Consider the following 21,834-nt stretch of genomic DNA (forward strand, 5'->3'; position numbering starts at 1 on the left):
CGGCTCATCGTCGAGTCGGCGAGCCCGGCGAACATCGCCGCGCGTTCTTCCACGAAGGACAGGAACGCGTGCGGCCCGGCGCGCCGGGCGTAGCGCTGCCGGTCGGGCACCGCGTTCCACGTCGAGTTCAGGCATTCCCACAGTTCGGTCGAGACGACTTCGCGGGCGCCGCGCGTGTTTTCGCGCGCGGAGTTGATCGAGCCGACGATCGACGCGGGGTTGTCCTTCCCGTACGCCACCAGCTCGGTCAGCTTCCACACGTCGAGGTCCTCCGCGCCCGCCGGGTCGATGCCCAGGACGACCAGGAGCTGGCGGCTCGCGTGGTCCGGGTCGACGGTCGCGTCCTCCAGCAGCTGGTGGACCGAGACGTTGAGGATCCGGGAGGTGTCGTCGGCGCGTTCGACGTACCGGCCGATCCAGTACAGCGACTCCGCGTTGCGTGCGAGCATGCGAACCTCCCTAGCTCTGCTGTTGCTGTTGCTGCTGCTGGGACGTCGTCAGCTCGGGCCCCTGCTCCGCCGCCAATCCATCCACAGTGGACATGGCGCCGAGCGCGGGCTGCGCCAGCTCGCGCTCGGCGGTCGACGCCCGGGACGTCAGCACCCAGGTGTCCTTCGAGCCACCGCCCTGCGAGGAGTTGACGACCAGGCTGCCCTCCGGCAGCGCCACCCGGGTCAGGCCGCCGGGCAGCACGAAGATCTCCTTGCCGTCGTTGACGGCGAACGGCCGCAGGTCGACGTGCCGCGGCGCGAGCCGGTCGTCCACCTTGGCCGGCACGGTCGAGAGCTGGACCACCGGCTGCGCGATCCAGCCGCGGCGGTGGGCGCGCACCTTGCGCCGCAGCGTGTCCAGCTCCTTCTTCGTCGCCTCCGGGCCGAACACGATCCCGTAGCCACCGGAGCCCTCGACCGGCTTCACGACCAGCTCGTCCAGGTGCGCCATGACGTGGTCGAACTCGTCCGGCAGCCAGCAGCGGAAGGTGTCCACATTGGGCAGCAGCGGCTTCTCGTTCAGGTAGTACTTCACCATCTCCGGCACGTAGGTGTAGACGAGCTTGTCGTCACCGACGCCGTTGCCGATCGCGTTCGCGACGACGACGTTGCCCGCGCGGGCCGCGTTCTGGATGCCGGCCACGCCGAGCACCGAGTCCGGCCGGTAGTGCACCGGATCGAGGAACTCGTCGTCGATCCGCCGGTAGACGACGTCGACCTGGCGTTCGCCCTCGGTGGTCCGCAGGTAGACGACGTTGTCGCGGCAGAACATGTCGCGGCCTTCGACCAGCTCGACGCCCATCAGCCGGGCCAGCAGCGAGTGCTCGAAGTACGCCGAGTTGTGCACGCCGGGGGTGAGCACGACGACCGTCGGGTCGGCGACGTTCGCCGCGGCCGCCGCGCGCAACGCCCGGAGCAGGTGCGACGCGTAGTCGCCGACCGGTCGCACGCGGTGCTGGGCGAACAGATCAGGGAAGACTCGGGCCATCGTGCGCCGGTTCTCCATCACGTACGACACCCCGGACGGGTTGCGGAGGTTGTCCTCCAGCACGCGGAACGTGCCCTCTTCGTCACGGACGAGGTCCACACCGGACACGTGGATGCGCACGCCGTTCGGCGGAGTGATGCCGAACGCCTCCCGGTGGAAGTGCTCGCACGAGGTGATCAGCCGCCGCGGCAGCACGCCGTCGCGCAGGATCTGCCGGTCGCCGTAGACGTCGGCGAGGAACGCCTCGAGCGCTCGGACCCGCTGGGCGACGCCGCGCTCGAGCTTCGTCCACTCGGCGGCCTGGATCACCCGCGGCACCAGGTCGAGCGGGAACGGCCGCTCCTGTCCGGACAGCGAGAACGTGATGCCCTGGTCGACCATCGCCCGGTCCAGGGCCTGGGAACGGGACTGCAGGTCGTGCGCGTCGAGGGCCGCGATGGATTCGTACAGCGCCCGGTACGGGCCGCGGACCGTGCCGTCGGCGGCGAACATCTCGTCGTAGGCGCCGGCGTGCGGCCGTTCCGGCGAGAGGTAGCCCTCGAACCGGTCGCCCGGACGGGTGATCCGGCTGGTCGCCGCCTTCCTCGCACGTCGACCGGACGGGGGCAGCCGCGGCGGGGTGGCGTTCATGGTCGACATCCTTACGCACCGCGTGGGCCGGACGCGACACTCGCGCGTCGCTCTAAACATCGCCGTAACTTCACGGTGCTGTGCTTTGGTATGGATGAGTGGCAATATGCGTGCTCTCAGAACCTGAGAACTACGAGGAGTGACGACGTGGCCCGAGGAACCCAGCTCAAGGCGATCGCCCTGCTGCCTGCGTTCGCCCTGGTCGGCTTGACCGTGGCGTGCGGCGCGGGAGGGAGCGGCGCGGGCAACGTGGGCACCAGCAGCTCCGCTCCTGCTGCGGGCACCGGATCGGGTGACACGGTCGCCAAGGACGACGCGCTGGCCGCCATGGTGCCCGCCGACGTGAAGTCCGACGGCAAGATCGTGGTCGGCCAGGACCAGAGCTACCCGCCGAACGAGTTCGTCGACAACGGCAAGCCGGCCGGCTTCGACGTCGACCTCGGCACCGCCATCGGCCAGGTGCTCGGCGTGCAGATGGAATTCCAGAACGCTTCGTTCGACGGCATCATCCCCGGCGTCGGCGCCAAGAAGTACGAGCTGGCGATGTCGTCGTTCAGCATCAACGCCGAGCGGCTGCAGTCGGTCGACATGATCTCCTACTACAGCGCGGGTACCTCGCTGGCCGTGCTGAAGGGCAACCCGGACGGCCTCAAGGCCGACGACCTGTGCGGCAAGAAGGTCGCCGTCCAGAAGGGCACCACGCAGGTCGAGGACCTCGACAAGAAGAACGCCGCCTGCACCGGTGCCGGCAAGCCGGCCATCGAGGTCACGCAGCTGCAGGCCCAGACCGACGTCAACCTGGCCCTCACCGCCAAGCGCGTGCAGGGCGAGCTGGCCGACTCGCCGGTCATCGACTACGCGGTGAAGCAGACCAACGGCCAGCTCGAGTCGGTCGGCGCCCCGTACGACACGGCGCCGTACGGCATCGTGCTGCCGAAGAACAGCGGTGACTTCGGCAAGGCCGTCCAGGGTGCGATCCAGAAGCTGATCGACAGCGGCGCGTACAAGAAGATCCTGGACAAGTGGGGTCTCAACGCCGCCGGCGCGGTCACCAAGTCGGAGATCAACCCGGCTTCCTGAGATAGGACGTAGTTCGTGAGTTCCTCCGAAGCGCCTCCCGAAGACGAGGCGCCGACCGAAGCCGAGCCCATCAAGGCCGTCCCGGTGCGCCACTACGGGCGCTGGGCGGCCGGGGTGGTCATCCTCTTCCTCGCCTTCATCATGATCCGCAGCGTGGCCACGAACAGCGCCCTGCAGTGGCCGGTCGTCGGGGACTACCTCTTCGACGACCGGATCCTGCGCGGCCTGCAGAACACGCTGATCCTCACGGTGATCTCGATGCTGATCGGGATCGTCGGCGGCATCCTGCTCGCTGTGATGCGCCTGTCGCCCAACCCCCTCACGAAGGGGGCGGCGTCGATCTACATCTGGCTGTTCCGCGGTACGCCGCTGATCACGCAGCTGCTGTTCTGGAACTTCCTGGCGCTGGCCTACCCGCGGCTCGGCCTCGGCGTGCCGTTCGGGCCCGAGTTCGTCAGCTGGGACACCAACCAGCTGATCACGCAGTTCACCGCGTCGCTGCTCGGCCTGGGTCTCAACGAAGCCGCCTACATGGCGGAGATCGTGCGCAGCGGGATCCAGTCGGTCGACTCCGGTCAGCGCGAGGCGGCGAGTGCGCTCGGCATGAGCCAGACGAAGACCCTGCGGCGGATCATCCTGCCGCAGGCGATGCGGGTGATCATCCCGCCGACCGGCAACGAGACCATCTCGATGCTGAAGACCACGTCGCTGGTCGTGGTCATCGGGTACTTCGAGCTGGTGGTCGCGGCGCAGACCATCTACTCGCAGAACTACAAGACCGTGCCGCTGCTCATCGTCGCGGCGCTCTGGTACCTGTTCCTGACGTCCGTGCTGACGCTGGTCCAGATCCAGATCGAAAAGCGCTTCGCGCGCGGGACCTCGCGGGACGTGGTCCAGCGGCAGGGCTGGGCGGCGAGGATGTTCAGCCGGGGTGGAGGGAACGTCACATGACCACCGAGGTCACCGAAGCCACCGGGCCGGCACCCGTGGTGTCCGCGCAGCGGATCTGGAAGAGCTTCGGCAGTGTCGACGTCCTCAAGGGCATCAACCTCGAGGTGAACCAGCGGGAGGTGCTCTGCCTGATCGGGCCGTCCGGCTCGGGCAAGTCGACGCTCCTGCGCTGCATCAACCACCTCGAGAAGATCGACGCCGGCCGGCTCTACGTCGACGGTGTGCTCGTCGGCTACAAACAGCGCGGCGACAAGCTGCACGAGCTGCGCGAAAAGGAAGTGGCGTTCCAGCGCAAGGACATCGGCATGGTGTTCCAGCGCTTCAACCTCTTCCCGCACATGACGGCGCTCGAGAACGTCATGGAGGCGCCGGTCCAGGTCCGGCGCGAGCCGAAGGCCAAGGTCCGGCAGCGTGCGCTCGAGCTGCTGGAGCGCGTCGGGCTCGCGGACAAGGCGCAGAACTACCCGGCGCAGCTGTCCGGCGGGCAGCAGCAGCGCGTCGCGATCGCGCGGGCGCTGGCGATGAAGCCGAAGCTGATGCTGTTCGACGAGCCGACGTCGGCGCTGGACCCGGAGCTGGTCGGCGACGTCCTCGGCGTGATGAAGCAGCTGGCCAAGGACGGCATGACCATGGTCGTCGTCACGCACGAGATGCAGTTCGCGCGCGAGGTGGCGGACAAGGTGCTGTTCATGGACGGCGGCGTCGTCGTCGAGGAGGGGCCGCCCGAGCGGGTGATCGGGAGCCCGCGCGAGGACCGGACCAAGGAGTTCCTGGCCCGGGTGCTCAACCCGAACGCCTGACGAAACCCGTTCGGGTTCGCTAGTTTGAAAGCGGGTGAGGGAGGGGGCGGGAGCTTTGACGACCGAAAGCGCGCTGCCCCCTCTCGACCCGTTCGCCGGCATCCCGGACCGCCGCTACGAGGTCAAGGCCTCCGAGCTGCTGAAACCCGGCAACGCGGGCCTCATGCGCTGGCGGCGGCAGGCCACCAACGCCCCGATCGTCTACGTCGAGGACGCCTACATCACCGGGACGCTGGACCTGCGGGCCGCGGACCTGAAGTACCTGTTCCGGTTCGAGCGGTGCCGGTTCGAGCAGCCGCCGGACGTGCGCGAGGCGAACCTGCTCGGGCTGGTGTTCCGGAAGTGCTGGCTGCCCGGGCTCAAGGCCCGCAACATGCGCAGCCGCAACGACGTCCGGCTGATCCGCAGCGTCGTACAGGTCGACGGCGACCGGCGGGAGATCGAAGAGACGACCGTCCAGCGCGGCGACGACCGCGAGCGCGGCATGCCGAACGCCGCGGTCAACCTGACCGACGCGGTGATCGAAGGCTCGATGGTGCTCACCCGCACCGTGATTTCGCACCCGCACGGCAAGGCGATCCAGGCCGACCGGCTGGTGCTGACCGGCGCGTTGCTGGCCTACCGGATGGTCGCGAACGGCGAAGTCCGGCTCCCCGGCGTGCGGACCGGCGGTAACGTCAACTTCTCGGGCGCCACGCTGAACAACCCGGACGGCTTCGCGCTCAACGGCAACGGCCTCCACATCGGCGGCAGCCTGCTGTGCGAAGTCGACAACTACGGGCCGGCCAGCCAGCGGAAACGCTTCTCCGCCACCGGGATCATGTACCTGCCGAGCGCCACCGTGGACAGCGACATCTCGCTGCGCGAAGCCAAGCTGACGGTGTCCCAGCACGGCCCGATCGCCGTCGACGCGTGGAAGTCCAACGACCCGTACATCGACCCGCGGCCGGCGCTGGTGGCCGACCGGATGCGCGTCGACGGCAACGTCGAGCTGTCGGACGGCCTGCAGGCGCTGGGCACGCTGCGCATGGTCAACGCCCGGATCGGCGGCTCGCTGCGGCTGGCCGGCGCCGAGATCCGCGTCGAGCGCGGCAAGACGGTGCCGTACTACGACCGCGCGCTCCACCTGGACGGCACCGAGATCGGCGGCGACATCGAGGCGACGAGCCTGCGCGTGCCGACCGGGCAGCTGCGCCTGGCCGACGTCACCGTCGGCGGCAACTTCCTGGCCTGGAACTCGATGTTCCGCCACCCCGGCCGGGACGTGTTCTCCGCCCGCCGGTCGAAGATCGCGGGCAACTTCCAGCTCACCGACGCCACGATCCACGGCACGCTGCGCCTGCAGGGTGTGGACGTCGGCGGCAGCATCAACCTGGCGGGCACCCGGCTGACCGACCCGGGCCGCCGCGCAACCAGCAGCTATTCGCTCGACGTCCGCACCGGCCGGGTCGGCCGCGACCTGACGCTCCGGGACAACAACGGCCGCCCGTTCGTGGCCGAAGGCGGCGTCAACCTCGACGGCGCCCAGGTCGCCCGGCGCGTGGACCTGCGCGGTTCCCAGCTCGGCTCGCTGCCGCCGTTCGACGTGGCCCTGGACGCGGGCGACGTCGCCTCGGACGAGTTCATCCTCACCCCGAGCAGCCCCCCGGCGGGCCGGATCGTGCTGAGGCGGGCCCACTGCGGAACGCTGAGCGACAACAACCAGTTCTGGGCGGCGTCCGACGGCATCGAGCTGGAGGACTTCCGCTACGACGCGTTGAAGAAGGGAATCCCCCTCGACGACGACAAGGCCCTGGACGAGCGCATCGAGCTCCTGCGCAGTGCGATGCGCGGCTACCGCCCGGGCCCGTACGACCAGCTCGCCCACATGCTGCGCGCGGCGGGAAACGAAGAGCACGCCTCGACGGTGGCGTTGCGCAAGCAGCAGTTCCGCTACGAGGCGTTGGCGGGCGGCTTCAAGTTCTTCGGCCCCGGCGTGCGGCTGTGGAGTTGGCTCCAGCGTTCGATGGTCGGCTACGGCTACCGCCCGGTCCGAGCGCTCGGCTGGCTCCTGACTCTGCTGGTCCTGGGCAGCCTGTGGTTCGGCTTGGGTTCCGACGACTGCATCCACGACAAGTCCGGCCGCTACGTGGCGAGCGGCCCGCGCTGCGTGGTGAACCAGCAGGACACGGGCCTGCAGTGGAACCCGGTGATCTACACGGCGGACCTGCTGGTCCCGATCGTCGACTTCGGCAACAAGTCGAGGTGGTACATGCACGGCCCGGACAACTGGGTGGCGGCGGGCTTCACGGCGTCCGGCTGGATCCTGGCCACGACGGTGGCGGCGGGCGTGAGCCGGATGTTGCGCCGGGAGAACTGAGCGGCGGCCGTCCAGAACTCCCCGAATCAGCCCCCGCCCTCCCGAGGGCGTCCGGCATCCACAGGCAGGTTCCGCACCGCCGGTCTCTGGCATACCCTCGGTATGTCCCCTCAGTGTGGAGGTCCTCTTGAACGCACCGACCGCAACCGGCCGGATCGAGATCGATGCGGCTCCCGAAGCCGTGTACTCCCTGGTCAGCGACCCCGGGCAGCTGGCGGGCCTCGCCGAGGAGTACGCCGGGCACCGGTGGGTCGGTGGTGTCTCGCGGCCGGCCGTGGGGGCGAAGTTCCGCGGCCGCAACCAGCGTGGCTTCCGGCGGTGGAGCACCCTCTCCACCATCACCGATGCCGAGCCCGGGCGGCGCTTCGGCTTCGAGGTCACCTCGGTCGCCGGGCTGCCTGTTGCGCGCTGGCAGTACGACTTCGAACCCGCGCGGAACGGCTGTGTCGTCGTCGAAAGCATGTGGGAGCGGCGGCCGGCGTGGTTCAAGGTCGCCACCTCGACCGTCACCGGGGTCTGGGACCGGGAACAGGCCAACACCGCCAACATCGCCGCCACCCTGGCCCGGCTGAAGCGGGCCGCCGAAGCTAGTCGATGAAGCGGGACCAGAAGGGTATGTACCTGGGGCCGTCCGGTGGGGCCGTGCTGATGCCGCCCGTCGCGAACTCGCGGTGCAGGTAATCGCGCAGGTCGGAGCCGTAGACGATGATGTCTGTCTGGTACACCGACAGCACCGGGTAACCCACCGTGCCCGGCAGGCCGGGCAGGTATCGGTGCCCGCACACCGGCACCAGCTGCGGCACGTCGGCCAGGCGCCGGCGGGCCTCGCGGACCGCGTCCTCCGGGCCGACCGGGCGCGTGCCCCAGTCCGGCAGCCAGAAACCGTTGTGCTCGACGTCGTACAGCACGCCGTCGACCGGCCAGGCCAAACGTTTGCGCAGCTGCTCGGCGTTGCCGCAGCGCCAGTCGGGCCAGCGGTCGCCGATCGGGACGCCGGCGGACAGGAACGTCCGGTGGTCGGCGGCGAAGCGGAAGCCGAACCGGCGCTCGACGTCGTCGAGCTCGGTTTCGCTCAGCCCGGGACGCACGGGTTCCCGGAGGTTCTCCTGCAGGTGCCGCGCCTCCTCCGGAGTGAGGGCGCCGGCCGGCTGGACGGGGGTCATGGCCCGAGCCTAAGCGGCGGCTCACCGCCCCGCGCGTCCTTTTTCGCGCCAGCCTGGGGACCCACGGCCGGGTGAGTTTGTTCTCTCATCGGGGCGGACCGCGGAACAGAGCGTGAGCGCGTGTAGTTCACTCATGCCGTGACTTCTCCACGACCGCAGAGCCGCGTGCGTGCCCCCGAGCTGCGCGGCGACATCTGGCTGAACACCGGCGGCCGCCCGATCACCCTCGCCGAGCTGCGCGGCCGCGTCGTGCTGCTGGACTTCTGGACCAGCGGCTGCATCAACTGCCTCCACGTGCTGGACGAGTTGCGCCCGCTGGAGGCCGAGTTCGCGGATGTGCTGGTCACCATCGGTGTCCACTCGCCGAAGTTCCTGCACGAGGGCGAGCGCGCCTCGATCGAGGCCGCGGTCCGCCGGTACGAGGTGCACCACCCGGTGGTCAACGACCCCGAGATGGAACTGTGGTCGCAGTACGCCGTCCGCGCGTGGCCGACGCTGGTCGTCGTCGACCCCGAGGGGTACGTCGTGCACGTCGCCGCGGGCGAAGGGCACGAAGAGGCGCTTCGCCGCGTCATCGCGGACCTCGTGACGAAGCATGAAGAGAAGGGGACGCTGCGGCGCGGCGGCAGCCCGTACGTGCCGGTCGAGGAGCAGCCCGGCGAGCTGCGGTTCCCGAGCAAGGCCGTCGCCACCGCCGAGGGGCGCATCCTGGTCGCCGACACCGGGCACCACGCGATCGTCGAGTTCGCTTCGGACGGTGAGACCGTCATCCGCCGCTTCGGCAGCGGGGCCCGCGGGGGCCAGGACGGCCCGTTCGACATCGCGACCTTCACCGAGCCGTCGGGCATCGCGCTGCTGCCGTACGACATCGCCGAGCGCGTCGGCTACCACGCGGTCGTCGCCGACACGGCCGGGCACCGGCTGCGCGGCCTCGACCTGATCACCGGCGAGGTGACGACGGTCGCCGGCACCGGCGCCCAGTGGCGCAGCGGGGCCGACTCGGGCAAAGCCGTCGCGGTCGACCTCACGAGCCCGTGGGACGTCGCCTGGTGGGGTCCGGCCGGCGGGGTGGTCGTCGCCATGGCGGGCAACCACACGCTGAGCGTGTTCGACCCGGTCGGCGGCACGATCCGCCGCTTCGCCGGGACGACCGTCGAAGGCCTTCGCGACGGCGACGTCAGCGAAGCGTTCTTCGCGCAGACGTCCGGTTTGGCCGTGGACGGCGACAAGCTGTGGCTCGTCGACGCGGAGACGTCGGCGCTGCGCTGGATCGAGCCCGACGGCGAGTCGTTCACGGTGCAGACGGCGATCGGCGTCGACCTGTTTTCCTTCGGCCACACCGACGGCCCGGCCGACGAGGCGCTGCTCCAGCACCCGCTGGGCTTGGCCGCGCTGCCCGGCGACAAGATCGCGATCGCCGACACGTACAACGGCGCGGTCCGCCGCTTCGACGTCTTCACCCGCCAGGTGACCACGATCGCCACCGGGCTCGCCGAGCCCCAGGGCCTGCTGCTGCACGACGGCGAGCTGCTGGTCGTCGAGTCCGCGGGCAACCGGCTCGGCCCGCTGCCGGCGTCCGAGCCGACCCAGGTCACCGGCGACGCGCACGCGGTCCGCCGCCCGCCGACGGTGCTCGCCCCGGGCGAGATCGACTTTTCGGTGGTGTTCACGGCCCCGCCCGGCGAGAAGCTGGACGACCGCTTCGGCCCGTCGACGCGGCTCGAGATCAGCGCGTCCCCGCCGTCCCTGCTGGCCGACGGCGGCGGGACGGGGACGGACTTGAACCGCAAGATCCGCCTGGCCCCGGGCGTCACGGAGGGCGTCCTGCAGGTCGTGGCGCAGGCCGCGAGCTGCGACGACGGCGGCGAGCACCCGGCGTGCCGCATCACCCGCCAGGACTGGGGCGTCCCGGTCCGCATCGAGGACGGCGGGGGCAGTGAACTGAGCCTGGTCATGGCCGGTGAACCCCGGACCGGCGGGTAACATGCAGGCCGTGTCTGACGGGCCGAAACTCGAAATCCAGATGCTGCACGACCGGGTACTCGTGCGGCTGTCGCCGGAAGAGGGGGAGCGCCGCAGCAGCGGCGGCATCGTGATCCCCGCAACGGCGCAGGTCGCGCGGCGATTGGCGTGGGGTGATGTACTGGGCGTGGGCAACAGTGTGCGCAACGTCAAGACCGGCGACCGCGTGCTCTTCAACCCGGAGGACCAGCTCGAGGTCGAGATCCAGGGCGAGGGGCACCTGGTGATGCGCGAACGCGACATCCACGCGGTGGCGACCGAGCGCACCGAGCACGGGACGGGGCTCTACCTGTAGGTCGGGTCCCGCGAAAGGCAGGCGCGTGGCAGACGAAGAGGTAAGCGAGGGCGCGGAGGCGCGCAAGCTCGCCACCGAGGGGGCACCCGCCACGGCTGCCAACCCAGAGCCGGCCACCGAGCCGGAGCCCGCGGCTGGTGAGCCGTCGGACGCGGCCGAGCGGCCCGCAACCGCTGAGCCGCCTGCAGTGGCTGATGGCGGCGGTGTGGCCGGGTCGCTTGAACTGCCCGCCGAGCCGGCCAGCGCTGCGGTCGGTGAGGTCCTGGCCGGGGCGGCTGCCGAGCCGAGTAGCGCTGTTGTGGTCGAGGGGCCTGCGGTGCTCGTTGCGTCCGCGAGCGCTGGGCCGGAGGCGCCGGTGGTGGCCGAGTCGAGCGGTGCTGCGGCGCCCGGTTGGCCCACGGCCGCCGATTCGCCGGCCGCTGCCGCTGAATCGCCTGAGGTGGCCGCGTCCGCGAGCGATGTTGTTCCCGCTTGGCCGCCCGTTGTCGCCGCGCCGGCTCTTGACCAGGCCGGTACCGATCTCTTCTCCGATGATCTGCTCGGCGAGCTGCTCGAGAACCCCGCGCCACCGCCGGCTTCGGAAACTCCTGCCCGGAAGCTGCGCAAGGGCGTGGCCCGGACCATGATGACCATCGGGCTCGCGCTCGGCCTCTTCGTCATCCTCTACGCCATCGATCTCGCCGTCAGCGCCGGGGATGTGCCGCGTGGGGTGACCGTGGCCGGCATCGATGTCGGCGGGCTCAGCCATGCCGAGGCCGAAGCCAAGCTGCGGAAGGAGCTCGAGCCCCGGCTGATCCGGCCCGTCGTCGTCCACGGCGGGGATGTGCAGGGCGAACTCGTGCCCTCGCGGTCCGGGCTCGGGCTCGACTGGCCGAACACGCTCGGGCTCGCCGGGCACCAGCCGCTCAGTCCGATCACGCGGATCATGTCCTTCTTCACCAGCCGCGAGGTCGGGGTCGCCACGCGCACCGACCAGAACCGGATCGCCGAGGCCGTGCGCGAGCTGGCCGAGGGCAAGCTGAACCACCCCGCCACCGAAGGCTCGGTCGGGTTCACGCCCATCGCCGGCAGCGACGGCGGGGTCACCGCCTACCCCGTCCTGCCGCGGCAGGGCCAGCAGCTCACCGACCTCGCCGGCGCCGTGCGCACCGTCACCGACCACTGGCTCGACCGCGGCGGGGTCAAGCTGGCCATGGCGATCACGCCCGTGCGGGCGACCGCCGCCGGGGTGCAGGCCACCTGCCAGCAGATCGTCGTTCCCGCCGTGGCGAAGCCGGTCGTCGTGCACGGTGAAGGCAAGGACGTTCCGCTGAAGCCCGCCACCATCGCGTCTTCGTTCCAGTTCGCCGCGGTCGAAGGCGGGGCCGTCGAGGTCCGCATCGATCAGGGCAAGCTGCAGGCCGCCCTCAAGGACCCGCTCGCCGGCACCGAGACCGACGGCAAGGACGCGCAGATCGTCTTCACCGGCGACCAGCCGACGGTCGAGCCCTCCGAGGACGCCCGCAAGGTGGACTGGGAGAAGACCTTCCTCCCCCTGATCGACGTGCTCAAGAAGACTGACGGGCGGGACCTCCCCGTCGTCTACAGCGCGTCGACACCCAGCGTGACCACCGACGCCGCCAGCGCGCTCGGCATCAAGGAGGTCATCGGCGAGTTCACCACCGGTGGCCTGACCGGCCCGGCCGAGACGAACAACCGGACGCTCGCCGCGCGCGTGTCCGGCACGATCGTCAAGCCCGGCGAGACGTTCAGCCTCGGCGGCCGCTCCGGCCCGCGCACCGCGGACGCCGGTTACGTGCCCGCTCCGGTCGACGAAGACGGCACCGGCGCCGACGTGGTCGGCGGCGGCGTCTCCCAGCTGGCGTCCACTTTGTACAACGCCGCCTACCTCGCCGGCCTGGCCGACGCCGGGCACCTGGAGCACGACCACTACCTCGACCGCTACCCCGTCGGGCGCGACGCCAAGGCCGTCAACGCCGACGGCAGCCCGGTCGAGCTCAAGCTGGCCAACGACGCCGCGACGGGCATCGCCATCCAGGCCACCGTCTCCGGCGGCTCGGTGACCGTCCGGATCTGGGGCACCCGGCACTTCCGCGTCGAGGGCCAGACCGGCGCGCAGACCCCTGGCGACCCGCCGCCCATCCAGTTCGGCTCCGGTGGGGCGGGCGCGTGCCAGCCGTCGATCGGTTCGTCCGGCTTCAGCGTCACCGACACGCGCGTGCTCTACGACCTCGCGAGCGGCACCGAGCTCCGGCGGACGTCGCACACGGCCACCTACGGCCCGCGTCCGACCGTTCTCTGTTGAGTTGTCAGCGAAGGACCATGCACCCCGCCTCCTCGAAGTCGCGCAGCCACGCCGGCTCCCGCAGCTGCTTGTTCCACCGCAGATCCAGCTTGTCCAATTTGGACAGCTGAGCCAATGACGCCGGCAACGTCGTCAACGCGTTCTCCCGCAGGTCCAGCTGGCGCAGTTCACTCAGCGAGCCGATCGACGACGGCAGTGAAGTGAGCCGGTTGCCGCGCAGATGCAGCTCCCGCAACGCACCCAGTGCGCCGATCGACTCGGGCAGCGCGGTCAGTTCGTTGCGGTACAGCCGGAGTTCGCGCAGCGCCGCGAACCCCGAGAGGTCCGACGGCAGTGAAGTGAGCCGGTTGTCCGTGCACCCCAGGTAGCGCAGCTTCCCCAGCCGGCACCAGGCATCCGGGAACTTCGTCAGCCGGTTGTCGCTGACGTACAGGTACTCGGTGAGCCCGGCCAGCTCGCCCAGCTCGTCCGGCAACGAGTCGAACCGGTTGTGCGCCAGGTCGAGCGTGTGCAGCGACGTCAGCGCCGAGATACCCGGCGGCAGCGCGGAAATCCGGTTCGCCGCGAGGTTCAGCACGCGCAGCCCGGTCAGCGACCACAGCGAGCCCGGCACCTCCGAGATCGCGTTCTTGTACAGATCGAGCCGGGTGACGCCGTCGGGCAGCGACGGCACCGACGTCAGCCCCCGATCGCTCAGCTCCAGTGCCGTCATGACGACCTCCGGGTCAGGGGCAGCAACGCCCACGTCGACGCGTCGTCCGGAGTGGACACCTGGATCCGCAGGCCCGGCGCCTCCGACACCGCCAGCTCGGTCAGGCGGAGGTGCATCAGGCCCGCCCGCGGGTGCTGGAACGCCCGCAACCGCGGCCGCGGTTCCGCCACCTCGTGCCGCGCCCACAACTCGGCGAACTCGGGGCTGAGCTCCGACAGCCGCCGGATGTCCTCGTCCCACGACGGGTCACCGACGTGCCTGCCGTACTCGGCGCGCATCCGCGCGACCATGTGCGGGACCTCCTCGTCGTAGTTCAGCAGCATCCGCCGCGCGTTCGGCTCGGTCACGCAGCACCACAGCAGGTTCTTGTGCAGGCACGGCAGGCTGTGCCACTCCCAGAACAGCTCCTCCTGCGCCGCGTTCGACTCGAGGATGTCGAACCGGCCGTTGATCACCGTGGCCGGCAGCGGATCGAGGGCGCGCAGCACCTCGCGCACCGCGTCCGGCACCACTTCGACCGACGACGGCAGCCGCGACGGCGTCAGCTCCGCCAGCCGGTACAGGTGCTCCCGCTCCGGGTGGTCCATCCGCAGCGTGCGCGCCACCGCGTCGAGCACCTGCGAGCTCGCGTTGATCGGCCGCCCCTGCTCGAGCCACGTGTACCAGGTGACGCCGACGCCGGCGAGCAGCGCGACCTCCTCCCGCCGCAACCCGCTCGTGCGGCGGCGCACGCCGGGCGGCAGCCCGACCTCCTCCGGGCCGATCCGCGCGCGGCACGCCTTGAGGAACTGGCCGAGTTCCTCCCGGCGGCTGGTGTGGACCTGCGTCGACGTCATACCGGCATGGTGCCGGAGGGGTACGACAATTTCCGGAGAAGCAGGTGCTGCCAGTACCAGCACCACCAGGCTCTCTCCGCCCGCACCCGAAGAACCCCAAGGTCAGCGGCATGACACTGACCACTTCTGCCCCGGCCATCCCGGACCGGGCCGCGCGGCCGTGGTTCATGCTGGCCGTCCTGCTGCTCGGCCAGTTCATGGCACTGCTCGACGTCACCGTCGTGAACGTCGCCATGACCGACATCCGCACCGACCTGAACGCGTCCGGCGCCGCGCTGCAGCTCGTCGTCTCCGGCTACACCGTGGGCTACGCGATGCTGCTGATCACCGGTGCCCGCCTCGGCGAGCTGTTCGGACGGCGACGGCTGTTCGTCACCGGCGTCGCCGCCTTCACCGTCTGCTCGCTGCTCTGCGGGTTCGCGCCGGACCCGGTGACGCTGATCGTCGCGCGGATCGCCCAGGGCGCCGGCGCGGCGCTGATGATGCCGCAGGTCATCAGCGTCATCCAGGCCCAGTTCAGCGGCCCCGCGCGAGCCAAGGCGCTCAGCGCGTACACCGCGGTCATCTCGGTCGCGTTCGTGTCCGGCCAGGTGCTCGGCGGCGTGCTCGTCGGCGCGGACCTCTTCGGCGCGGGCTGGCGGCCCATCTTCCTGGTGAACGTGCCGATCGGCGTGCTCGTGGCCGCGCTCGCCCTGCGTCTGGTGCCCGGTGGTGCGGTGAAAGCCGGCCGACGGCTCGACCTCGCCGGCCTCGCGCTCGCCGTGCCCGCGGTGGTGCTCGTCGTGCTGCCGCTGGTCCTCGGGCACGAAACCGGCTGGCCCGTGTGGACGTTCGGCTCGCTCGTGGCGGGCGCGCTGCTGGCGGTGCTGTTCGTGGTCGTGGAACGCCGGGTGCGCGACCCGCTCGTCAACCTCGGCGTCCTCAAGATCCGCGGGGTCGCACCGGGACTCGCCGCGCTGGCCACCGGCGTGGCGTCCTATGGCGGTTTCCTGTTCTGCGTGGCGTTGCACCTGCAGGCGGGCCTCGGGGAGACGGCGCTGGCGGCCGGGCTCACCATGGCACCCGGCGGCGTGGTCTTCGGCGTGTGCGGGTTCTTCTGGCACAAGCTGCCCGAACGCGTCCACGCGGCACTGACGCCGAGCGGCTACGCGGGGTCGGCGGTCGCGTACGCGTTGCTGGGAATCAGCCTGCAGGACGGCGGACACGGTGGCGCGCTGTTCTTCGCCGCGCTCCTGCTGTTCGGCCTCTCCATGGGCCTGGCGTTCGGCTCCCTGATGGCACACGCGCTCACGCACGTCCCGCTCGAGCGCGCGGCGGACGCCAGCGGCCTGCTCACGACGACGTTGCAGCTCGGCCAGGTCGTCGGGGTGGCGACCTTCGGGAGTCTCTTCCTGACGCTCGCCGCCGGTTCGTCCGCGCACGCCATCACGACAACGATGACGTGGGCCGCGGCCCTGCTTTTGGTCGGTGCCGGGTTCGCTGTCGCGCTCGCCCGCGCGTCGGTTAGGCGGTAGGCACGGAAAAGCCCGGCCGGTTCACCCGAAGGTGGACCGGCCGGGCCACAGGATCCGAAAGCGTTACCTGGTTACACCACGACGGCCGTAGGCACCCGCGGCGATGCTGACACCGATCGCGGCGAGCACGACCTGGGTGAGGATCTCCAGCCAGTCGATACCGTTCGTGTCGGCGTAGCCCAGCCCGCGCGCGATGGCCGTGCCGATGAACGCGGCGACGATACCGATCAGGATGGTCAGCCAGATCGGGATGCCCTGCTTGCCGGGAGCGACCAGCCGGCCCAAAACGCCGATGATCAACCCGACGACGATGGCACTGATGATGCCGGCGACTGTCATCGCTTCTCCTCTCGGTGGTCACGGGTCCGGCCACTCGGTCCCGCGAACTCGAGGACGGAATTCCCCGGCGAGGTGACCCCGAAACGCCGATGGGCCCCTTCCTCGGCGGAAGGGGCCCATCGGTGGAACGCGTTGATCAGAACGCGGCTTCGTCCAGCTCCATGAGCGCGTTGTCGGCGGCCTCCACGATGGCGCGGCGGGCGGTCAGCTCCGGCAGCACCTGCTTCGCGAAGAACGAGGCCACGGCGATCTTGCCCTCGTAGAACGGGGTGTCCTTGGCGGACGCGCCCGCGTCGAGCTTGCCGATCGCGACCTCGGCGTGCTTGAGCAGCTGCCAGCCGATGAGCAGGTCACCGACCGACATCAGCAGGCGGACCGTGTGCTGGCCGACCTTGTTGATGCTCTGCGGGTCCTCCTGGGACGCGGTCAGGTAGCCGATCAGCGAGCCGAGCATGCCCTGGGTGTCCTCGAGGGCCTGCTTGAGCAGCGCACGCTCGTTCTTGAGCCGGCCGTTGCCCGCCTCGGACTCGATGAACTTGGTGATCTCCCCGGCGACGTAGGCCAGCGACTGGCCCTTGTCGCGGACGATCTTCCGGAAGAAGAAGTCCAGCGACTGGATGGCCGTGGTGCCCTCGTACAGCGAGTCGATCTTGGCGTCGCGGATGTACTGCTCGATCGGGTAGTCCTGCAGGAAGCCGGACCCGCCCAGCGTCTGCAGCGACTGCACGAGCTGCTCCGTGGCGCGCTCGGAACCGACGCCCTTGACGATCGGCAGCAGCAGGTCGTTGACGCCGTGCGCGAGCTTCTGGTCGCCCTCGCCGGTCCACAGCTGGTCCTGGAAGGACGCCGTGTAGAGGTACACCGCGCGGAGGCCCTCGGCGTACGCCTTCTGGAGCATCAGCGAGCGGCGGACGTCCGGGTGGTGCGTGATGGTGACGCGCGGGGCCGCCTTGTTCAGCATGTTCGGCAGGTCGGCGCCCTGGACGCGCTCCTTGGCGTACTCGAGCGCGTTGAGGTAACCCGTCGACAGCGTCGCGATGGCCTTCGTGCCGACCATCATCCGGGCGTACTCGATGACCTGGAACATCTGCGCGATGCCGTCGTGCACCTCGCCGAGCAGCCAGCCCTTGGCCGGGGTGCCGTGCTGGCCGAAGGTCAGCTCACACGTCGTCGAGGCCTTGATGCCCATCTTGTGCTCGACGCCGGTGACGAAGGCGCCGTTGCGCTCGCCCAGCTCACCGGTCTTGGTGTCGAAGTGGAACTTCGGCACGAGGAACAGCGACAGGCCCTTGGTGCCCGGCTTGGTCTCGATGCCGGGGCCCTCGGGGCGAGCGAGCACCAGGTGCATGATGTTTTCGCTCATGTCGTGCTCACCCGACGTGATGAACCGCTTCACGCCGTCGATGTGCCAGGAGCCGTCCTCCTGCTGGGTGGCCTTGGTGCGGCCCGCGCCGACGTCGGAGCCGGCGTCCGGCTCGGTCAGCACCATCGTGGCGCCCCAGGCCCGGTCGATCATGAGCTGGGCCCAGTGCTTCTGCTCTTCGGTGCCGTTCTTGTCCACGATCATGGCGAAGTTCGGGCCCGCCATGTACATGAACAGCGGGGCGTTGGCGCCGAGGATGAGCTCGGACGCGGCCCACTGCACGGTCGGGGGCAGGCCGAAGCCGCCGAGGTCGTTGGTCAGGCCGAGGCGCCACCACTCGCCGTCGAGCAGCTGCTTGTAGCTCTTCTTGAAGGACTCGGGGATCTTGACGCTGAAGGTCTTCGGGTCGTACACGGGCGGGTTGCGGTCGGCGTCGGCGAAGGACTCGGCGAGCGGGCCGGTCGCGAGCTTGTTCAGCTCGGACAGCACACCGCGGGCGGTTTCTTCGTCGGATTCGGCGAGCACGCCCTTGCCCAGGCGCTCCTGCACGCCGAGTACCTCGAAGAGGTTGAACTCCAGGTCTCGGACGTTGCTCTTGTAGTGGCCCATGTCGTCACTCCAATGTGTTCGGCTCCCCGGCCGGGCACATGTTCGCCTTACTCGCCGGTAACTTCAGGATATTACCTGCGGGTAACTGGAGCAAGCAGATCCGCACTTCCGAGTATCGGAAATCCACCTGAATGTTGCGTTCTGCCTGGGGAACGGGGGTCAGCGGTGGCCCGGGATCGCCGTTGTGTCCGCCGTCACCGGGACGTAGCCGTCTTCGGGCCGGGCGATGAGGATCCCGCCGCGGAAGGCGATCGTCACCGCGTGTGTCCGGTCCCGGGCCGAAAGCTTGCGCAGGATGCTCTTCACGTGCGTCCGGACGGTCTCGACGGACAGGAAGAGCAGCTTCGCGATCGCCGAGTTTTCGAGCCCTTCGGCGACCAGCTGGAGCACCTGGTACTCGCGCCTGGACAGCGGCATCCCGCCGCGCGTCGCCGGCGGGCTGTCGTGGGCGAGGTCGCCCTTCGGGGTGGTCGCGCGCTTCGGGCGGGCGGTCAGGGCGGCCAGCGCCGGGTCGATGTAACGGCGTTCGCTGTGGGCCCGTCGGATCGCTTCGGCGAGCCGGCGTGAATCGATCGACCGCGGCACGATCGCGTGCGCGCCGGCGGCGATCGCGGCCGCGAGGTACTGCTGGGTGCGATTCGTGTCACGGATCAGGGTGACCAGGATCAGCGCCGGGTCGCCGGCGTTGAGCAGCTTGGTCAGGTGGCAGTTCGGATCCAGCGCCGAGTCCAGGACGACGACGTCCGGCTTGACCTGCTCGCACAGCTGCAGGGCCGCGTGGTGGCTGGCGGCCTGCCCGGCCCAGTGCAGCCCCTGGCTGCGGTGCACGAGCGCGGCGAGGCCGTCGCGGAAGATCGGCACCGGATCGACGACCGCCACGCCGAGGCTGCGCACGCCTGGTCCGGCGGGCCCCGCGGGCCTGCGGGTGGGCTCGATGCCATGCATCGCGGGCCTCCGTATCTGCGCCGTCGCTCCCGGGTGCCGGACGTCTCCGGTGCCGTCCGGTCCCCCTGCCGGGACCGGGTGGAAGTGACTCCTCCTGCTTGGTACGAGTCGCGATTGCGCAGCTCATGACGCCAAATCCCCCTCATGGCCCAATCCGCCGGTCACAGCAAACTTTCCGTAGAAGAAGATCATGGAGAGCTGGCTCGGCCGGGCGGGATGGGACCTGATGGGGCAGTCGGCGCTACTGAGGGTGGCCCGCGGTCCGTTCAACGATTTCGACAGTCTTCGGATGCGGCTCGCAGCAGGGCGAACTCGGCCGCCAGCCCGGCCGGCGTCCAGTGCGCGTTGAGCCCGCTCGGGTTCGGCAGCACCCACACGCGGGTGTCACCGATCCGGTGCTCCTGACGGCCGACGCGCGCCTTCGGGAAGCCGAACGCGGTCCGGTAGGCGGTGATCCCGACGACGGCCAGCCAGCTCGGCCGGTACTCGAGCACCTTCGCGGTGAGGATCTTCCCGCCTTCGCGGAGTTCGTCGCCGGTGAGCTCGTCGGCGCGGGCGGTGGTCCGGGCGACGACGTTCGTGATGCCGAGGTGGAGGTCGAGCAGCTGGTCCTGCTCGCCGGGTGAGTAGAGCCGCGGGGTGAAGCCGCCGTTGTGGAGCGCGGGCCAGAAGCGGTTGCCGGGCCGGGCGAAGTGCCGGCCGAGGGCGCCGGAGTAGAGGCCGGGGTTGATGCCGCAGAAGAGGACGTCGAGGCCGGGGGCGATGACGTCGGGGATGGTGGCGTTGTGCGCCGCGGCCAGCTGGTCCTTCGTGGGTCGGGTGCTCACCGCTCCAGTTTCCGGTCGATCCCCGGCTGCCGCTCTGTCGCGTGGGGTAGCGAATTCGGTACTGACCTGCGTAACCTGTGTGATCTCCCGCACAGCGCCGTACCGAGGAGGATTTCGTGCAGCTTCCGATCGTCCTCGGGCTGGTCGCGCTGGTCTTGGCCGTGGCCGCGCTCGTCGTCGTCCTGGAAGACCGGCGGGCCGCCAAGCGGGCCGCTCTGCAGCGGAAGGCCCGGCTAGCGCGTCTCGGCGAGGTGGACCCGCTCGCTCCGGGCCGGCTGCACGTCGACCGTTGAACGCAGGAGCGTCAGCAGCAGCGCCCCGAACACCCAGCCGACGACTGCTCCGGCCATGTTGTTCATGAGGTCGTCGACGTCGAAGATCCGGTAGGCGTACGGCGCCGTGCCGAAGTTCGCCGTGAGCTGGGTGACCTCGATGAGCAGTGACGCCGTGAAGCCGATCAGCGCGGTGCCGGTCAGGCCGCGGCGCCAGAGGATCCGCGCGAACACCCCGAGCGGGACGAACAGCAGGACGTTCAGGCACGCCTGCTGGAACGTCTGCGTCAGGAACCACTGCCCGCCGTGCTTGAGCAGCTCCGTGTGGATGTCGGCGATCCACTGGAACGGGTGCAGCTGCACGGTCTGGCTGAGCCGGCGGGTGCCGGGGCCCGGCAGCGGGAGGAAGACGACCGCGAACGTCATGCAGCCGTAGAGCAGCACCGCCGCCGTGGTCGCGATCCCGCGCAGCCGCAGGCCGCCGTGCCGGGCGAGCTGGGTGATCAGCTGCGGCACCAGCACCACGGCCCACAGTGCGAGGAAGGCGATGAAGCCGTGCTGCAGGGCTGTGAGCTGTGCGTTCGTCATACCGACGACGTTATGGATCTTGCCGCCGGTGCCGCTTCGGTCGAAGAGCCCGACGGTCCGGTGCCGCCATCGGCCACTCGGCCGATCCGCCCACGGCCGATCGGCGGGCCGCGGGTGATCGAAGTCATGTCGTCGTAACCGGATGCTGCTTGCGCCGATACGGGAATGCGCACGACGCTCGGCACGTCGGGCTCTATGCAGGCAACGAAAGGAACGCTCATGGCACCGCTCCGGGTCGGCATCGTCGGGCTCAGCGCGAACGGCGGCTGGGCCGCGACCGCGCACGTGCCCGCGCTGGCCGCGGTGGACGGCTACGAACTCCGCGCGCTCAGCGGCAGCAGCGCGGAGTCGGCGCGGGTGGCCGGCGAAAAGTACGGCGTGCCGTTGACCTTCGGCGACGCCGGTGAGCTCGCCCGGCACCCGGAGGTCGACCTCGTGGTGGTCGCCGTGAAGGTGCCGCAGCACCGGGAGCTCATCGAACCCGCGCTGGCCGCCGGCAAGCAGGTGCTGAGCGAGTGGCCGCTCGGTGTCAGCCTGGCCGAAACCGAGGCGCTGGCCGAAGCCGCCCGGGACAAGACGACCGCCGTCGGCCTGCAGGGGCGCTCGGCGCCGGCGTTGCGCTACCTGCGTGACCTCATCAAGGACGGCTACGTCGGCCGGGTGCTTTCGACGTCGCTGATCGCGTCGGGCGCGAACTGGGGCCCGAGCGTGCGGGCCGGCCGCGACTACCAGCTGCACCCCGCGG

The 21,834-nt window shown here is 70.2% G+C and carries 21 protein-coding genes; 11 read left to right on the forward strand and 10 right to left on the reverse strand.

All coding sequences use genetic code 11. The features are described from left to right. A partial coding sequence (locus CCN39_RS19195) for an alpha-E domain-containing protein (protein WP_143264077.1) occupies positions 1-449 on the reverse strand: 449 nt, incomplete at its 3' end. 10 nt (positions 450-459) lie between these two features. Continuing rightward, positions 460-2,118, reverse strand: a complete 1,659-nt coding sequence (locus CCN39_RS19200) for a circularly permuted type 2 ATP-grasp protein (RefSeq protein WP_086843865.1) — start codon at positions 2,116-2,118, stop codon at positions 460-462. A 138-nt stretch (positions 2,119-2,256) separates the two neighbouring features. Here CCN39_RS19200 and CCN39_RS19205 point away from each other — a divergent pair, with 138 nt between their 5' ends. The 5 genes from CCN39_RS19205 (at position 2,257) to CCN39_RS19225 (ending at position 7,897) form a co-directional block, all read left to right on the forward strand. Then, positions 2,257-3,189, forward strand: a complete 933-nt coding sequence (locus CCN39_RS19205) for an ABC transporter substrate-binding protein (RefSeq protein WP_208630269.1) — start codon at positions 2,257-2,259, stop codon at positions 3,187-3,189. A 15-nt stretch (positions 3,190-3,204) separates the two neighbouring features. Then, positions 3,205-4,140, forward strand: coding sequence for an amino acid ABC transporter permease (locus tag CCN39_RS19210; RefSeq protein WP_086843867.1), 936 nt, complete (start codon positions 3,205-3,207; stop codon positions 4,138-4,140). Next, on the forward strand, positions 4,137-4,940 hold the full coding sequence (locus CCN39_RS19215; protein WP_086843869.1) for an amino acid ABC transporter ATP-binding protein: 804 nt from the start codon (positions 4,137-4,139) through the stop codon (positions 4,938-4,940). Before CCN39_RS19210 ends, CCN39_RS19215 begins: the two co-directional genes overlap by 4 nt. 55 nt (positions 4,941-4,995) lie before the next feature. Then, complete coding sequence (locus CCN39_RS19220) at positions 4,996-7,299, forward strand: oxidoreductase (RefSeq protein ID WP_086843873.1); 2,304 nt, start codon at positions 4,996-4,998, stop codon at positions 7,297-7,299. 127 nt (positions 7,300-7,426) lie between these two features. Then, positions 7,427-7,897: an SRPBCC family protein gene (locus CCN39_RS19225; protein ID WP_244210866.1), complete on the forward strand. Its 471-nt coding sequence runs from the start codon at positions 7,427-7,429 to the stop codon at positions 7,895-7,897. On the opposite strand, the gene CCN39_RS19230 is transcribed toward CCN39_RS19225, so the two are convergent. Beyond that, positions 7,887-8,462, reverse strand: a complete 576-nt coding sequence (locus CCN39_RS19230; protein ID WP_043787221.1) for a hypothetical protein — start codon at positions 8,460-8,462, stop codon at positions 7,887-7,889. The genes CCN39_RS19225 and CCN39_RS19230 overlap by 11 nt on opposite strands. Positions 8,463-8,627: 165 nt before the next feature. Here CCN39_RS19230 and CCN39_RS19235 point away from each other — a divergent pair, with 165 nt between their 5' ends. The 3 genes from CCN39_RS19235 to CCN39_RS19245 all read left to right on the forward strand — a co-directional run bounded on the left by CCN39_RS19235 (position 8,628) and on the right by CCN39_RS19245 (position 13,084). After that, positions 8,628-10,445: an NHL domain-containing thioredoxin family protein gene (locus CCN39_RS19235; protein WP_086843878.1), complete on the forward strand. Its 1,818-nt coding sequence runs from the start codon at positions 8,628-8,630 to the stop codon at positions 10,443-10,445. A gap of 1 nt (position 10,446) precedes the next feature. Then, on the forward strand, positions 10,447-10,779 hold the full coding sequence (locus CCN39_RS19240) for a GroES family chaperonin (protein ID WP_013230909.1): 333 nt from the start codon (positions 10,447-10,449) through the stop codon (positions 10,777-10,779). A 298-nt stretch (positions 10,780-11,077) separates the two neighbouring features. After that, on the forward strand, positions 11,078-13,084 hold the full coding sequence (locus CCN39_RS19245) for a VanW family protein (RefSeq protein ID WP_434781114.1): 2,007 nt from the start codon (positions 11,078-11,080) through the stop codon (positions 13,082-13,084). Positions 13,085-13,088: 4 nt separating this feature from the next. On the opposite strand, the gene CCN39_RS19250 is transcribed toward CCN39_RS19245, so the two are convergent. Continuing rightward, positions 13,089-13,796, reverse strand: a complete 708-nt coding sequence (locus CCN39_RS19250) for a leucine-rich repeat domain-containing protein (RefSeq protein WP_086843880.1) — start codon at positions 13,794-13,796, stop codon at positions 13,089-13,091. Then, the gene (locus tag CCN39_RS19255) at positions 13,793-14,632 is read right to left on the reverse strand and encodes a helix-turn-helix transcriptional regulator (RefSeq protein ID WP_086843882.1); all 840 of its coding nucleotides are present in this window, start codon (positions 14,630-14,632) and stop codon (positions 13,793-13,795) included. Before CCN39_RS19255 ends, CCN39_RS19250 begins: the two co-directional genes overlap by 4 nt. A gap of 110 nt (positions 14,633-14,742) precedes the next feature. Here CCN39_RS19255 and CCN39_RS19260 point away from each other — a divergent pair, with 110 nt between their 5' ends. Further along, the gene (locus tag CCN39_RS19260) at positions 14,743-16,146 is read left to right on the forward strand and encodes an MFS transporter (RefSeq protein ID WP_086843884.1); all 1,404 of its coding nucleotides are present in this window, start codon (positions 14,743-14,745) and stop codon (positions 16,144-16,146) included. Between the two features lie 63 nt (positions 16,147-16,209). Here CCN39_RS19260 and CCN39_RS19265 read toward each other — a convergent pair whose 3' ends face one another. The 4 genes from CCN39_RS19265 to mug all read right to left on the reverse strand — a co-directional run bounded on the left by CCN39_RS19265 (position 16,210) and on the right by mug (position 20,229). Next, positions 16,210-16,485: a GlsB/YeaQ/YmgE family stress response membrane protein gene (locus tag CCN39_RS19265; RefSeq protein WP_086843886.1), complete on the reverse strand. Its 276-nt coding sequence runs from the start codon at positions 16,483-16,485 to the stop codon at positions 16,210-16,212. Positions 16,486-16,621: 136 nt separating this feature from the next. Then, positions 16,622-18,457: an acyl-CoA dehydrogenase gene (locus tag CCN39_RS19270; RefSeq protein ID WP_086843887.1), complete on the reverse strand. Its 1,836-nt coding sequence runs from the start codon at positions 18,455-18,457 to the stop codon at positions 16,622-16,624. 159 nt (positions 18,458-18,616) lie between these two features. Continuing rightward, positions 18,617-19,402 carry a response regulator transcription factor gene (locus CCN39_RS19275; RefSeq protein ID WP_086843889.1) on the reverse strand — a complete coding sequence of 262 codons (786 nt, stop codon included), beginning with the start codon at positions 19,400-19,402 and terminating at the stop codon, positions 18,617-18,619. A 266-nt stretch (positions 19,403-19,668) separates the two neighbouring features. Continuing rightward, complete coding sequence (mug, locus tag CCN39_RS19280; protein ID WP_086843891.1) at positions 19,669-20,229, reverse strand: G/U mismatch-specific DNA glycosylase; 561 nt, start codon at positions 20,227-20,229, stop codon at positions 19,669-19,671. Positions 20,230-20,345: 116 nt separating this feature from the next. Here mug and CCN39_RS50735 point away from each other — a divergent pair, with 116 nt between their 5' ends. Continuing rightward, a complete protein-coding gene (locus tag CCN39_RS50735; protein WP_003058066.1) occupies positions 20,346-20,522 on the forward strand; it encodes a hypothetical protein in 177 nt (58 codons plus the stop codon). On the opposite strand, the gene CCN39_RS19285 is transcribed toward CCN39_RS50735, so the two are convergent. After that, positions 20,463-21,089, reverse strand: coding sequence for a VanZ family protein (locus CCN39_RS19285; RefSeq protein WP_086843893.1), 627 nt, complete (start codon positions 21,087-21,089; stop codon positions 20,463-20,465). The genes CCN39_RS50735 and CCN39_RS19285 overlap by 60 nt on opposite strands. A 219-nt stretch (positions 21,090-21,308) precedes the next feature. Between CCN39_RS19285 and CCN39_RS19290 the strand changes: the two genes are divergently transcribed. Beyond that, positions 21,309-21,834: Gfo/Idh/MocA family protein (locus CCN39_RS19290; protein WP_143264078.1), on the forward strand; the 526-nt coding region annotated here is incomplete at its 3' end.

This window comes from Amycolatopsis kentuckyensis (assembly GCF_002155975.1).
Classification (GTDB): domain Bacteria; phylum Actinomycetota; class Actinomycetes; order Mycobacteriales; family Pseudonocardiaceae; genus Amycolatopsis; species Amycolatopsis kentuckyensis.